Origin of the sequence: Kitasatospora sp. NPDC058046 (assembly GCF_042885595.1) — a bacterium.
Lineage (GTDB): Bacteria > Actinomycetota > Actinomycetes > Streptomycetales > Streptomycetaceae > Kitasatospora.
Window position 1 is genome coordinate 347,914 of the sequence record NZ_JBHVRS010000003.1, and the last position, 12,905, is coordinate 360,818.

Annotated in this window: 11 protein-coding genes and 1 pseudogene; 1 reads left to right on the top strand and 11 read right to left on the bottom strand. The window is 73.8% G+C overall.

Translation table 11 applies throughout. The annotated features are described in order from the left end of the window. Positions 1–7 precede the first annotated feature (7 nt). The 9 genes and pseudogenes from ACFVU7_RS09330 to ACFVU7_RS09370 form a co-directional block, all read right to left on the bottom strand. Complete coding sequence (locus ACFVU7_RS09330; RefSeq protein WP_049656274.1) at positions 8–334, bottom strand: antibiotic biosynthesis monooxygenase; 327 nt, start codon at positions 332–334, stop codon at positions 8–10. A 120-nt stretch (positions 335–454) separates the two neighbouring features. Next, positions 455–1,795, bottom strand: coding sequence for an NAD(P)/FAD-dependent oxidoreductase (locus ACFVU7_RS09335; protein ID WP_049656276.1), 1,341 nt, complete (start codon positions 1,793–1,795; stop codon positions 455–457). Between the two features lie 15 nt (positions 1,796–1,810). Continuing rightward, complete coding sequence (locus tag ACFVU7_RS09340; RefSeq protein ID WP_049656281.1) at positions 1,811–2,986, bottom strand: cytochrome P450; 1,176 nt, start codon at positions 2,984–2,986, stop codon at positions 1,811–1,813. 161 nt (positions 2,987–3,147) lie between these two features. Next, the gene (locus tag ACFVU7_RS09345) at positions 3,148–4,962 is read right to left on the bottom strand and encodes a non-ribosomal peptide synthetase (RefSeq protein WP_388044792.1); all 1,815 of its coding nucleotides are present in this window, start codon (positions 4,960–4,962) and stop codon (positions 3,148–3,150) included. Beyond that, positions 4,959–6,029 (bottom strand): LLM class flavin-dependent oxidoreductase, encoded by a 1,071-nt coding sequence (locus ACFVU7_RS09350; protein WP_049649200.1) that lies wholly within the window; start codon positions 6,027–6,029, stop codon positions 4,959–4,961. Before ACFVU7_RS09350 ends, ACFVU7_RS09345 begins: the two co-directional genes overlap by 4 nt. Then, positions 6,026–6,613: a flavin reductase family protein gene (locus ACFVU7_RS09355; protein ID WP_241853013.1), complete on the bottom strand. Its 588-nt coding sequence runs from the start codon at positions 6,611–6,613 to the stop codon at positions 6,026–6,028. The genes ACFVU7_RS09350 and ACFVU7_RS09355 overlap by 4 nt, the downstream gene beginning before the upstream one ends. A gap of 409 nt (positions 6,614–7,022) precedes the next feature. Beyond that, positions 7,023–7,454: pseudogene (locus ACFVU7_RS09360) on the bottom strand (sigma-70 family RNA polymerase sigma factor); the annotation flags it as partial. Positions 7,455–7,799: 345 nt separating this feature from the next. Next, on the bottom strand, positions 7,800–8,180 hold the full coding sequence (locus tag ACFVU7_RS09365) for a winged helix-turn-helix domain-containing protein (protein ID WP_198959425.1): 381 nt from the start codon (positions 8,178–8,180) through the stop codon (positions 7,800–7,802). A gap of 427 nt (positions 8,181–8,607) precedes the next feature. Beyond that, positions 8,608–10,242, bottom strand: coding sequence for an MFS transporter (locus ACFVU7_RS09370; protein WP_388044793.1), 1,635 nt, complete (start codon positions 10,240–10,242; stop codon positions 8,608–8,610). Between the two features lie 138 nt (positions 10,243–10,380). On the opposite strand from ACFVU7_RS09370, the gene ACFVU7_RS09375 reads away from it, so the two are divergent. Then, a complete protein-coding gene (locus ACFVU7_RS09375) occupies positions 10,381–11,268 on the top strand; it encodes a sigma-70 family RNA polymerase sigma factor (protein WP_074004396.1) in 888 nt (295 codons plus the stop codon). Between the two features lie 76 nt (positions 11,269–11,344). Here ACFVU7_RS09375 and ACFVU7_RS09380 read toward each other — a convergent pair whose 3' ends face one another. Next, positions 11,345–11,557, bottom strand: coding sequence for a ferredoxin (locus ACFVU7_RS09380; RefSeq protein ID WP_049649205.1), 213 nt, complete (start codon positions 11,555–11,557; stop codon positions 11,345–11,347). A gap of 52 nt (positions 11,558–11,609) precedes the next feature. Next, complete coding sequence (locus tag ACFVU7_RS09385) at positions 11,610–12,806, bottom strand: cytochrome P450 (RefSeq protein WP_388044794.1); 1,197 nt, start codon at positions 12,804–12,806, stop codon at positions 11,610–11,612. Positions 12,807–12,905: the final 99 nt, after the last annotated feature.

A 12,905-nucleotide genomic window follows, 5' to 3' on the forward strand; every position in this document is an offset into this window, starting at 1 on the left:
AGCGGGCTCAGGGCGCCGGGTACGCCTCGGGCTCCAGGGTCGAGCTGGTCCGGATCACCTCGGCGACGGTCAACTCGTAGAAGGCGTACCACTTCTCCTTCCCCTGCTGCTGGGCGTTGTGGTGCTCCACGTCGGCGCGCCACCGCGCCAGCGTCTCGGGGTCGCGCCACCACACCAGGGCGAGGCGTTCGCCGTCCTCGGTCTCGTAGTTCTTGACCTGGACGAGGTCGTCCCCGTAGACCGCCCGCACCTTCTTGGCGAGGTAGTCCTCCGTGGTCTCGTACTCGTGGTCGTACTGCTCCGAGAAGCGCGACCTGAAAACGACCAGAATCATCGTTGATCTCCCGTCAGTTCCGGCTGGTGACACGACAGTTCACGCGAATCGCGCAGATCGGGCGGACCGAGCAGGCAGAGCGGGCCGAGCAGGCGGAGCGGGCCGAGCAGACCGCGCGGCTCAGCCGGCCCCGGCGAAGGCCCGCAGCTGCGGGTCGGGCAGCTCGGCGGCGCCGGCGCCGTGCCGGCTGAGGATCCGCCGGGCAAGCTCGCGCAGCCGGTGCTCCTCGGTGAGCGCCAGGGAGTAGCTCTCCTCGCTGAACGCGCAGCGCTCGTACAGGGGCCGGAACCGCTCCGGCATCAGGTCGACCAGTCGGCGCGCGATGGCCTCCTCCGCCTCGTGCCTGGGGTCCGGCAGCCGGGACATCGTCCAGTAGTGCCGGTAGGAGATGTCCGCGATCGCGTCGCCGTCGCCCTTGCGGATCCGCTCGTACGCGGCGAAGGCCCGTTCCCAGTCCCGCTCCCGGTCCAGGCAGGCGACCAGGGTGCGGACGTCCTCGAAGGCGGCGTTCATGCCCTGGCCCATGAACGGCGCCATCGCGTGGCAGGAGTCGCCGACCAGCGCGGCCGTGCCGCCCAGGACCCACCGGTCGCACCGGGTGAGCCGGACGGCGGAGACCGGCTTGGCGCCCAACTGCTCCTCCAGGTCCGGGATTCCGGCCGCCAGCCGGGGGAAGACGGCGGCGAACTGCTCGGCCAGGGCCCGCCCGCCGACCGCGGCCCGGTAGGACGGGCGCGGGCCCTCCCGGCGGAAGAACACCGAGCCCGCGAAGCGCCGGCTGGACACCTGCGGGAAGGCCCCGAACAGCGCGTCCCCGGCCGGCCAGTAGTGCATCACCCCGCGGTCGCAGTCGGGCAGGTCCAGGACGATCTCCTGGTAGGCCAGTTCCAGGGTGCTCACCCGCGCCCGGGCGCCCCGCTCGACGAGGGCGCCGCGCACCGCCGAGTGGACGCCGTCGCAGCCGATGACGTGCCGGCACCGCACCCACCGCTCGGCGCCGCCCGCCCCGACCAGCAGCGCGGGCGCCGCCGGGTCGACGGCCAGCACCGGGTGGTCGAAGCGCAGGTCGACCCCCGGCTCGGCCTCGGCCGCGTCCAGCAGCAGCCGGTGCAGCGCCTGCCGCTCGACCGCCCAGATCGCCGCGCCGTCCCGGCTGTACGGGGTGACGGCGGTGCTGCCGTCCGGCAGGTGCCCGCACCGGCCGGTGATCGGCGCGCAGATCCGCCGCACCGCCGCTTCCAAGCCGAGTTCCCGCAGCACCCGCCGGCCCCGCTCGGAGAGGATCACCATCAGCGACCGGCCCTGTCCGGCCGGGATCCGCCGGGGGTCCGCGTGCCGTTCCAGGACGGTCACCCGGCCGTGGCGCCGGGCCAGGTAGAGCGCGGCGACCGGGCCGGCCAGCCCGGCCCCGACCACCACGATGCCGCCGCCCGCCGTCGCGGGCCCGTACGAGTCGCTCATCGGGGCCTCCCGCCGCTACCAGGTGACCGGGAGCTCGCGGACGCCGTAGGCCACGCCGTCGTACTTGAACGGGACGTCGGCGAAGTCGATGGCCAGGCGCAGCGTCGGGATCCGCCGGTAGAGCGTGCCGTAGACGGTCTGGAGTTCGAGGACGGCCAGCGGGCGCCCCAGACAGTGGTGGGGGCCGAAGCCGAACGCCAGGTGGTGCGCGGCGTCCCGGGTGATGTCGAGGCGGTCCGGGTCGGGGAAGTTGTCCGGGTCCCGGTTGGCCAGTTCGCTGGTCAGGATGATGCCCTCGCCGGCCCGGATGACGACGTCGCCGACGGTGATGTCCTCCAGGGCGACCCGGCGGCGGCCGGAGTGCGAGATGTTGAGGTAGCGCAGCAGCTCGTCGACGGCGCGGTTGACCACGCCCGGGTCGTCGGTCTCCCGCAGCACGGCCAGCTGCTCGGGGTTGCGCAGCAGGGCCAGCGTGCCGAGGGCGATCATGTTCCCGGTGGTCTCCAGGCCGGCGACCAGCAGCGTCATGGAGATGTACGACAGCTGTTCGGGGCTGAGCGCGCCGGGGCGGACCTGGGTCTCGATCACCTCGGAGATCAGGCCGTCGGCGGGTTCGCGCAGCTGGCGGTCGATCAGCTCTCGCAGGTAGCCGCGCAGCGCCTCCTGGGCGCCGACCACCATGTCGGGCGAGCTGTCCCGGTGCAGCATCCGGGTGCTCTCGTCCTGGAAGAACTCGTGGTCGGCGTACGGGACTCCGAGCATCCGGCAGATCACCTTGGTGGAGGTCGGGAAGGCGAGGCCGCCGACCAGGTCGGCGGGCCGGGGCCGGGTGAGGAACTCGTCGATGAGCCCGTTGACGATGTCGGCGACCTCGTCCTTGAGCGCGTCGATGTTGCGGATCGCGAAGGGCGGGGAGACCATCCGGCGCTGGCGGGCGTGCTCGGGGTCGTCGAGGGCGACGAAGGAGCGGCCGTCCTTGCGCCGTTCGCGGCTGCCCAGGTCGAAGTGCGGGTAGCCGGACCTGGTCGAGTCGGCGCTGACCCGGGGGTCGACCAGGAGCTTGCGCCCGAGGTCGTAGCCGGTGACCAGCCAGGGGGTGCTGCCGTCCCAGAGCCGGACCCGGACCGGGCCGGCGCCGAGCTCGCGCATGGCGGAGGGCGGGTCGAAGGGGCAGGCGGGCTCCTTCAGGATGGGGAAGCGGGTGAGCTGCCCGGTCGCGGAGCCGCCGGCGGGGTCGCCGGCGGAATCGGTTGCGGACCCGGTCGCGGAACCGGTCGCGTCGTCGATGGTCACGGAATCTCCCTTCCTCGCCGCGCCGCGCGGGGTCCCGCCGGGCGGCCCTTCGTGGTCTGTCACCCGTGCAGGGCCCGGGCGATCTCCCGCAGGTCCTGTGCCGCGAGGACCGAGCGGATCGGCACGCGCACCCCGAGCTCCTCGCGCAGCGCGCCGATCAGCCGCCCCGCCAGCAGTGAATTGCCGCCCAGGTCGAAGAAGTTGGCCTCCGGCTCGACCCGCGGCAGGTCGAGCAGCCGGGCGATCGTGCGGTACAGCCGCTCCTCCCGGGAACCGGGCTCCGCGCCGCCGTCGGATCCGGTCGCACGGTCCAGGGCGGAATGGTCCGAGGCGGAATGGTCCGGCGCGGTGCGGTCCAGGGCGGCGCGGTCGATCTTCCCGTTCGGGGTGGTGGGGAAGGCGTCGAGCACCTCGATCCGGGCCGGCACCATGAACTCCGGCAGCACGTCGGCGAGTCGGGCGCGCAGCGCCGCGGGGTCGAGGGCGGCGCCGGGGCTCGGGGTGACGTAGCCGACCAGGCGCGCGTCGGCCTGTCCGCCCCGTACCAGCACCGCGGCCAGGTCCACGTCGGGCTGCCGGGTGAGCCGGTCCTCGATCTCGCCCAACTCGACCCGGAAGCCCCGCAGTTTGACCTGTCCGTCGGCCCGGCCGGCGAAGTGGAACCGGCCGTCGGCGGTGCGCCGGCCGCGGTCGCCCGAGCGGTACATCCGGGCGCCGGGGGGACCGAACGGGTCGGGCAGGAAGCGGGTCGCGGTCAGCCCGGGGCGGCCGACGTAGCCGCGGGCCAGCCCGGAGCCGCCCAGGTAGAGCTCGCCCTCCGCGCCGCCGGCCACCGGCCGCAGCCGCTCGTCCAGCACGTACACCCGCGCCCCGGTCCAGGGGACGCCGATGTCGACCCCGTCCGCCGCGTCGATCGGCCCGGCGAGGGTGCAGCCGACGGTCACCTCGGTGGGGCCGTAGCCGTTGAACATCCGGCGCCCGGGCGCCCAGGCTCCCAGCAGTGCGGGGGTGCAGGCGTCGCCGGTGGAGGTCACCGTGCCGCCCTGGAGCACGTTCTGACTGTCCGTCACACTCAGTGCGGCGGGCGGCAGGGTGGCGTGGTCGATCGCGTGCCTGGCCAGCGTCCCGTGCAGGGCGTCGCCCGGCAGCAGGTCCTCGTCGTCGGCGACCACCAGGGCGGCGCCGTGCAGCAGGGCCAGCGAGAGGTCCCAGAACCCGGCGTCGAAGCTGACCGAGGCCCAGGAGAGCACCCGCTCGCCGGGGGCCGGGCGCAGGTGCTCGGCCTGGGTGGCGACCAGGTCGGCGACGCCCTCCTGGGGGACGGCGACGCCCTTCGGGGTGCCGGTGGAGCCGGAGGTGTAGATCACGTACAGCAGGTGGTGCGGCGACAGCGGAGCCAGGCGCTCGTCCTGCCGGACGTTCCCGTCGCCGTACCGGGCGCAGGCCGCCGCGCACTCCGCGGAGTCGAGCACGACCTCGTCCAGTTCCACGCCCTCGGGCCGGGCGGCCGCGGTGCGCAGCAGCAGCCGCGGTGCCGCGTCCCGCACCATGAAGGCCTTGCGGGACGCGGGGTAGCGGGGGTCGAGCGGCAGGTAGGCGCCGCCCGCCTTGAGCACGGCCAGCTGGGCCACCACCAGCTCGGGCGAGCGCGGCACGGCCAGCGCCACCAGGTGGTCCGGGCCGACGCCGCGGTCGATCAGCAGCCGGGCCAGCCGGTTGGCCCGGGCGTTGAGCCGGCCGTAGTCGAGCGCGGTGTCCCGGTACAGCACGGCCGTCGCCCCGGGGCGGAGCGCCGCCTGCTCCTCGAACAGTTCGGCGACCGTACGGGCTCGCGCGGCCGCGGGCGCGGCCGCCGTACGGACGGGCGCGGTCACGGCGCCTCGCCCAGCCGCGGGCGGACCTCGGTGGCGAACAGCTTCAGGCTGCGCGACATGCTCTCCAGCGACTGCTGGCCGTAGTCGAGCTGGAACAGCACCACATCCGTCCCCAACTCGGCCTCGATGCGCCGCAGTTGCTCGACCGCGCTGCGCGGGGAGCCAATCACCGCCAGGCCCGCCGCCTCGCTGGGGCCGGCCTGGTGCTTGTCCACCATGGCCTCGCGGTAGCCCTGGTAGGAGGTCGAGCTGCGCTCGCGCCAGGACTCCGCGGCCGCGCCGAAGGTGTCCCAGTGCCGGCGCAGCGCGGCGTTGCCCTCCGCCACGGCCTCCTCGTCGGAGTCGGCCAGGTACAGCGCGACGCTGATCGCGACCTGGGGCCGGCGGCCGGCGTTCTTCGGCGCCGCGGCGAAGCGCTGCCGGTACAGGTCGATCATCTCCCGTACCTGGCCGACCTGTTCGCGGCTGGGGGCGGAGGCGATCAGCAGGTTGTAGCCGGAGTCGCCGATCCACTCGAAGCTGGAGCGGGTGATCAGCGCGGCGGCCCACACCGGGGGGTGGGGGTCCTGGGTGGGCAGCGGGAGGGAGTCGGCGTCCCGGTAGCGGAAGAAGGGGGTGTCCTCGCTCACCCGGGACTCGGTCCACAGCCGCACCACCGCGTCCACCACCGCCCGGAACCGGTCCTTGCTGCTGTCCAGGTCGATGCCGAAGGCGTCGAACTCGTACGGCAGGAAGGCGCGGGCGAAGCCGACGTCCAGCCGGCCGCCGCTGAGCGCGTCGAGCTGCGCGGTGCGGGCCGCGAGCTGGATCGGGTGGTGGAAGGAGGCCTGGATGCCGCCGGTCATCAGCCGCACCCGGCTGGTGCGCGCGGCGACGGCGGAGAGGAAGGCGAGCGGGTCGGGGCAGTAGCCGCCGTAGGCGTGCAGGTAGTGCTCGGTCATCTTGACGTACTCGAGGCCGAGGTCGTCGGCCAGTTCGGACACCGCCAGCAGGTTGCCGTAGTACTCCTCGGCGCTGCGCACCAGCGGCGGGGTGTCGGGCAGCAGGGATATTCCGTAGGTCGTCATCTCTGGGCCTCCGTGGTCGGGTCCGGTGGTGCGTCGGGCAGGGCGCCGCGGCCGCCGAGGGACCAGTACGCGCGCAGTCCGTGGACCAGCGGCCGCGGCCGTCCGTCGTCCGCCGCGGCGGCCCGGTAGACCTCGCCGAAGAGCACCACGTGGTCGGCGACGGTCACCGAGCCGGTGATCCGGCAGTCGGCGACGGAGTGCGCGGCCCGGTCGAGGTGCGGGCCGGCCCAGTCCGGGCGGGCGGTCCACCCGACGTGCTCGAAGCGGTCGGGCCCCCGGGCGGCGAAGAGTTCGGCGACGGCGCGGGCCCGGTCGTCGAGCAGGTTCACCGCGAAGCCGCCGCTCCGTTCGAGGACGGCGAGGGTACGGCTGGAGCGCTGCATGCACACCAGCAGGGTGGGCGGGTCGGCCGACACGCTGGAGATCGCCGTGCAGGTCGTGCCGTACGGCCGGCCGGCCTCGTCTGCGGCGGTGATGACGGCGACGCCGGCGGGGAAGCCCGCCATCAGGGTTCTGAACGCGGTCGCGGAGACCGGTCCGGCCGTCGTGCGGCCGCCGGCCCCCGTCATGGGCGTGGGGGGCATGGGGAGGAACCTCCTGGCGTCCCGTCGGGAGCCGACGGTCGCGCTGTCCTCGGTCACGGTGTACGTCCTGGTCACGGCGTACGTCCTGGTGCGCGGCCTGGTCCTCGGCCGCCGCACACCGACTCTGGCACGGGCCCCGGCCGGGCCGTTCGGCGGAAAAAGATTTGCGAAAGAGGCGCTCCGCCCGCGCTGGTCGGGGCGGCCGGGCGGGGGCCGGAGTCGGGGCGACCCGCACCACGTCGGGCGCCAGGGCGGCGGCGATCAGCCCGGTGTCCCCGGTGGCGGCCGCGAGCCGGAAGGCCGCCACCGCCTCGCGGTGGCGCTCCGGCTCCACCGGGTGCCGCTCCAGCGGGGACCGCACCTTCTGCCGGGCCCGGCTGGCCAGCTTCTTGGCGGTGGTCCGGCTGCGGTCGAGGAGCGCGCCGATCTCGTCGAAGGGCACCCCGAAGACGTCGTGCAGCACGAACGCGACCCGCTCGGCCGGGCTCAGCGCGTGCAGGACCACCCGCAGCGCGAGGCCCACCGACTCGGCCGCCAGCGCCTCCTGTTCCGGGTCAGCCTCCGCGCCGGGGCCGCAGGTGTGCGTCAACTCCTCGCCCCCGCACCGTTGTTGGCCCCCCGACCGGCTGCGCAGCGCGTCCAGGCAGACCCGGGAGGCGACGGTGCGGATCCAGCCGGGCAGGTTGCGCACCGCCGTGGTGTCGGCGCGGTCCAGCCTCAACCAGGTCTCCTGCACCGCGTCCTCGGCCTCCTCCCGGGAGCCGAGGATGCGGTACGCGAGCCCCAGCAGCGCCGTTCGGCTCTCCTCGAAGAATTCCGCCAGCAGTTGGCGCTGATCCATCGGTCACCTTCCGGGTTCACGGTCCGTCGTACTGATGACCCGCGCACCGCGGGGCTTGTGACTCACGACCGTTCGAAGGAGAGTTCCGATGACGGAGGCCGTCGCCGAGATCCCCGCCTACACCGCGGGCACCTGGAGCATCGACAAGGCCGACCCGCACATCACCCCGGACGTCCAGGCCTCGCTCGACGCCTGAGCCCGGCCCGGCGGGACGCCCTCTGCCCGTGTGAGGTACGGGCAGAGGGCACCGGCCGCACGCCGGGGTGGCGGCGTGCCGGCTGTACGGCGTACGGGCTTCGCGGTGTGCCGCCCGCGCGGGGTGTCAGCCGCGGTCGGCGCCGCCGGTCACAGGCCGTCCGCCTCCAGGATGTAGCCGCGGCCCCACACCGTCCGGATGCAGAGGCCGACCTCGGAGATCCGCCTCCGCAGCCGCATGATCTGCAGGTCCAGGGCGTTCCTGGAGATCGCTCCGGTCGCCCGGACCACCTGCTGCTCCAGCTCGGCCCGGTACACCACCTCGCCGTAGTGGGCGACGAGTTCCTCCATGATCCCCACCTGGGTGGTGGAGATGGCGACCGAGTTGCCGCCGAAGCAGAGCACCCCGGTGGAGTCGACGGTCGGGACCCTGCGCCCGTACACGCGTTGGGACAGCGCCTGGATGCGCGCCTCGACGTCCCCGCGCGGGGCCGGCGACCTGATCCAGTCCTCCCCGGGGTCGACGCACACGGGAGCGTCATTGCCGGCCTCCACGACGAGCAGGCAGGGAATTCCCGCCTTTCGGCAGTGATTCCGCTTGTCCGCCTCGATGGGCCATCGTATTAACGTGACACCTTTGCTCAAGGGTGTCTCCCTCGTCAGAGAAAAAGGCAGTCTCGGCTTTCCTTGCTTTCTCGTACGAACCGCCCCGAAGGCAGTGGGAATCGACGCCCGGCGCGGCTCACGGCCGGGCCCGCGGCCTCCCGCCGGGGCGGGGCTCCGCAAGGCCCGGTTGCACACGTTCACCGACTGGTAAGCACACGTTTGCTGCTGGGCACTCGGCCCTCGGCAGCGCCGTGCCCGCCCCCCTGGAATCCGGGAGCGGGCGCGACGTACCGGTGGTTCGGACCACCTCCTACCTTGCCCGAGCTCTATCCGCGCACCCGCGTGACATGGGTCACGGACGGGGGCGCAGACCCTTTCCGGCCACCGTCACCTCGTCGGCGGACGAACCGCCCGCCGGTCGGGGTCCGGCCGGCTCCGGAGTACTCGACTCCGAGGTGGTCGGCTCCGGGGCCGTCGGCAGCTGTCCGGCGCGCTGCCGGAACCCGGCCCAGGCCAGCACCGCCGCCACCGCCGTGGCCGCGGCGGCGATCCCGATCGACAGCTGGTAGCCGTGCAGGAAGGAGTCGACGGCCGGCTGCCGGAACGGCTCGCCGAGCGCCTCCACCACCGTGTGCAGCCGGCCGCCGCCGACCTCCCGCGACCGCTCCAGCACCTGGGCCCGCTGGGCCCCGTCCAGCCCGGCCGTCTTCTCCTGCCAGGCGGAGACCGCCGAGTTCACGCCGACGGCGCCCAGCACCGCGAGGCACACCGAACTGCCGATCTGCCGCGAGGCGTTCAGCACGCCCGAGGCGGCACCGGAGGCCCCCGGGGGCACGTCCCGCATGGCCACGTGGGTCACGGCGGGCACGAAGGTGCCGAACCCGCCGCCGTACAGCACGTACCCGAGCGCGCTGACCGCGAAGGGCGTGGTCCCGGCCCGGCTGAGCAGGAACACCCCGACCGCGGCCAGCAGGATCCCCGAGACGGCCACCGTCACCGAGCGGAACCGCGAGTCCAGGCGGCCGCCGAACTGCGCCATGGTGAGGAACGGGATGTTCATGAACAGCCACGACAGCCCGGTGCGCAGCACCGACCAGCCCGCCACGTCCTGGAAGTACAGCGTCACCCAGAACAGCGCGCCGCTCATGCCGCCGTAGCACAGCAGGTAGATCCCCGAGGCGCTCGCGAAGCTGCGCGCGCGCAGCAGGGCGGGCGGCATCATCGGGTGCGGGGCACGGCGCTCCCACCCGAGGAAGGCCAGCAGCAGGACCACCCCGGCCGCCAGCGGGAACGCCACCACGGCCGAGCCCCACGGGTGGTCGGCGGACTCGACGAAGCCGAGCGTGAGGCAGACCAGCCCGAGCGCGCTGAGCACGATCCCCGGTACGTCGAGCCGGCGGGCCTGCGGGTTGCGCGACTCCCGCACCGCCAGGAAGGTGCAGGCGATGCCCAGGGCGGCGAACGGCAGGTTGATCCAGAAGACCGACTGCCAGCCGAAGAAGGTCAGCAGGATGCCCCCGCCGACCGGGCCCGCGCCGAAGCCGGTGCCGCCGATCGCCGCCCAGGCGCCGATCGCGGAGGCCCGCTGCTCCTTCGGGTAGGTCTCCGTGATGATGGACAGCCCCAGCGCGAGCATCGCGGCCCCGCCCAGGCCCTGCACCGCCCGGAAGGCGATCAGCGAGAGCGCGTTCCAGGCCACGGCGCAGGCGACGACGCCGATCGAGAAGACGACCATCCCGGTCAGGAAGATCCGCTTGCGGCCGTACCGGTCGCCGAGCGCCCCGCTGGCCGGGATGACCGCGGCCAGGCTCAGCGAGTACGCGCTGATCACCCACTCCAGCTCGGCGGCGCCCATGTGCAGTTCGCTCTGCATCGACGGGAGGGCCACGTTCACGATGGTCAGGTCGAGCGAGGTCATGAACGTGGCCATGCACATCGCGAACAGGGTCAGCCGCCGGCGTCGCGACTCCGTGAGGGAGAGGGTCATGGCCTCTCGCCCCTCCGGAGTCGTGTGATATGTGTGATACCCAGTGTGATCATCCCGCGCTCCAAGTAAGGTCCACGAACGACGGGGGCGGCTCGCCGCCCCCGTAGTGATGACCCCTCCCGACCGAGGAATGTGACCGTGCCCGACCACGATCGGCTGGCAGAGCAGTTCGAGCGGCACCGGCCGCACATGCGGGCCGTGGCGTACCGCATGCTCGGCTCGCACGCGGAGTCCGAGGACGCCGTCCAGGAGACCTGGATCAGACTCAGCCGCAGCGACGCCGACGAGGTGGCGAACCTCGCCGGCTGGCTCACCACGGTGATCGGCCGGATCTGTCTGAACATCCTCCGCTCCCGCGCCGCCCGGCCCGAGGACCCGGTCGGGGTGCACCTGCCGGACGTCGTCGTCGGGCAGGAGCCGTCCAACGGCCCGGAGGACGAGGCGCTGCTGAGCGACTCGGTCAGCCTCGCCCTGCTGATCGTGCTGGACACCCTCGCCCCGGCCGAGCGGGTCTCCTTCGTCCTGCACGACATGTTCCACCTGCCCTTCGACGAGATCGCGGCCGTCGTCGGGAAGACCCCGGCGGCGGCCCGCAAGCTCGCCAGCCGGGGGCGCCGCCGGGTGCAGGAGGAGCGCGAGGCGGACTCCGGCGGCGACTTCGCGACCCGCCGCACGCTGGTGAACGCCTTCTTCGCGGCGGCCCGGGACGGCGACCTGGACGGGCTGGTGGCCGTCCTCGACCCGGACGTCGAGCTGCGCGCGGACGGCGGGCCCGCCCTCGCCGCCGCCACCGCCTCGATCCGCGGTGCCCGGCCGGTGGCGGGGCGCGCCTCGCTGTTCCGCCAGGGCGGGGTGGCGGTCTTCCCGGTGCTGGTCAACGGCGTCCCCGGCGCCCTGGTCACCCGGGACGGCGCGCCGACCTCGGTCATGGGCTTCTCGGTGCGCGGCGGGCGGATCACCCGGATCCAGATCCTGCTGGACCCGGAGCGGGTCGGCGCGGTCGACTTCGCCGCCTTCACCGCGTAGCGGGGGCGGTCCGGGAAGGGTCCGGGAACGCCGGTGGGGCGCCTCCCTCGGGGGGCGCCCCGGCTCGCTGCGCGCGCTACCGCTCCACCTCCGGCCCGACGCCGACGGTGATCGCCCGCGAGGGGCAGAGGTGGGCGGCCTGCCGTACCCGGTCCCCGAGTTCGTCCGCCACCTCCGCCCCGAGCAGCCGGACGGTGCCGTCCTCGTCCCGCTGGGCGAAGACCTCGTCCGCGGTGATCACGCACATCCCCGAGCCGATACAGCGCTGTCGGTCGACCGTCACCCGCATGGTTGTCCCTCTTCTCCGTTCGTTTCCGGTTCCCGGGCCCCGCCCGGGACGCTCAGCGCGGGAGCAGCCGCACCGGCAGGGAGCTGTAGCCGTTGAGGAAGGCGGACCGGATCCGGGTGGCCGGCCCGGTCACCTCCACGCCCCGCACCGCCTCGGCCAACACGCCCAGCAGCGCCCGCAGTTCGACCCGGCCGAGGAAGGCGCCCAGGCAGAAGTGGGCGCCGTGGCCCAGCGCGACGTGCTTGTTCGGGGAGCGGGAGAGGTCGAAGGAGCGCGGCTCGGCGAACGCCCGCTCGTCGTTGTTGGCCGAGATGTTCCACAGCGACACGATGTCCCCCGCCCGCACCTCCTGACCGCCGATCAGCTGGTCGCGGGTGGCGGTGCGGGCGAAGTGGAACGCCGGGGTGGCCCAGCGCAGGGCCTCCTCCACGGCGGAGTCGAGGTCCACCCGGCCGTCCCGGAGCGCCCGCCACTGCGCGGGGTTCTCGGCCAGCGCCTTGACCGTGCTGACGGCGGAGACCCGGGAGGACTCGTCGCCGCCGATGATCAGGCTGTAGCAGTTGAGCGCGATGTCGTCCAGGCTCAGCGGCTCGCCGTCGACCAGGCCGGTGGCGAGCGTGCTGATCACGTCCTCGCCCGGGGACTCGCGCCGCTGCTGCGCCAAGTCCATGAAGTACAGCACCAGTTCGTTGCGGGACTCGAGCGAGTCGAGCTCGTCCGCCCCGGTCAGCGCGCCCTTGCTCCAGTGCAGCAGGTCCGGCCGGTCCGCCTCCGGGACGGACAGCAGGTCGCAGATGGTGTTCATCGGCACGTGCTCGGCGACGTCGGTCGCGAAGTCCACGGTGCCGGCGTCGAGCGCGGCACCGACCAGTCCGGCGGTGCGCCGCTCGACCTTGCGGGCCACGGTGTCGAGGACCTTCGGCGACAGCGCCCGCCACAGCAGCGCGCGCAGCCCGCGGTGGCGGGGGCGGTCGGTGACGGCGAGCATCCGGCCGCCGGCCGAGTCGTCGCCGCGCAGGAGCACGTCGAGCACGGTGCCGCGGCCCGAGGCAAGCGCGCCGGCGGCGCCGTAGCAGGCGACCACGTCGGCGTACCCGGCCACCACCCAGAAGCCCGGCCGGTCGGCCGCGGCGGCGTGCCAGTACACCGGCTCGTTCGCCCGTACCCCGGCGAAGAACTCGAAGGGATCGTGCGCCAGGAAGGTGCGTGAGTCGGTCAGGTCGAGCGAGGCGGTCACGGTTCGGCTCATCGTCCACAAACCCCACGGAAGACGGGAAACGCACTGCGTGCAGTGCTCGGCACGGGCCCGGTGACCGGATCCTCACAGAGGCCCGAACCGGCCCGCGCC

Excerpts from the sequence above, each read along its gene's own strand:
- ACFVU7_RS09330 (WP_049656274.1), bottom strand. The coding sequence starts at position 334 with ATGATTCTGGTCGTTTTCAGGTCGCGCTTCTCGGAGCAGTACGACCAC.
- ACFVU7_RS09335 (WP_049656276.1), bottom strand. The coding sequence starts at position 1,795 with ATGAGCGACTCGTACGGGCCCGCGACGGCGGGCGGCGGCATCGTGGTG.
- ACFVU7_RS09350 (WP_049649200.1), bottom strand. The coding sequence starts at position 6,029 with ATGACGACCTACGGAATATCCCTGCTGCCCGACACCCCGCCGCTGGTG.
- ACFVU7_RS09355 (WP_241853013.1), bottom strand. The coding sequence starts at position 6,613 with ATGCCCCCCACGCCCATGACGGGGGCCGGCGGCCGCACGACGGCCGGA.
- ACFVU7_RS09370 (WP_388044793.1), bottom strand. The coding sequence starts at position 10,242 with ATGACCCTCTCCCTCACGGAGTCGCGACGCCGGCGGCTGACCCTGTTC.
- ACFVU7_RS09380 (WP_049649205.1), bottom strand. The coding sequence starts at position 11,557 with ATGCGGGTGACGGTCGACCGACAGCGCTGTATCGGCTCGGGGATGTGC.
- ACFVU7_RS09385 (WP_388044794.1), bottom strand. The coding sequence starts at position 12,806 with ATGAGCCGAACCGTGACCGCCTCGCTCGACCTGACCGACTCACGCACC.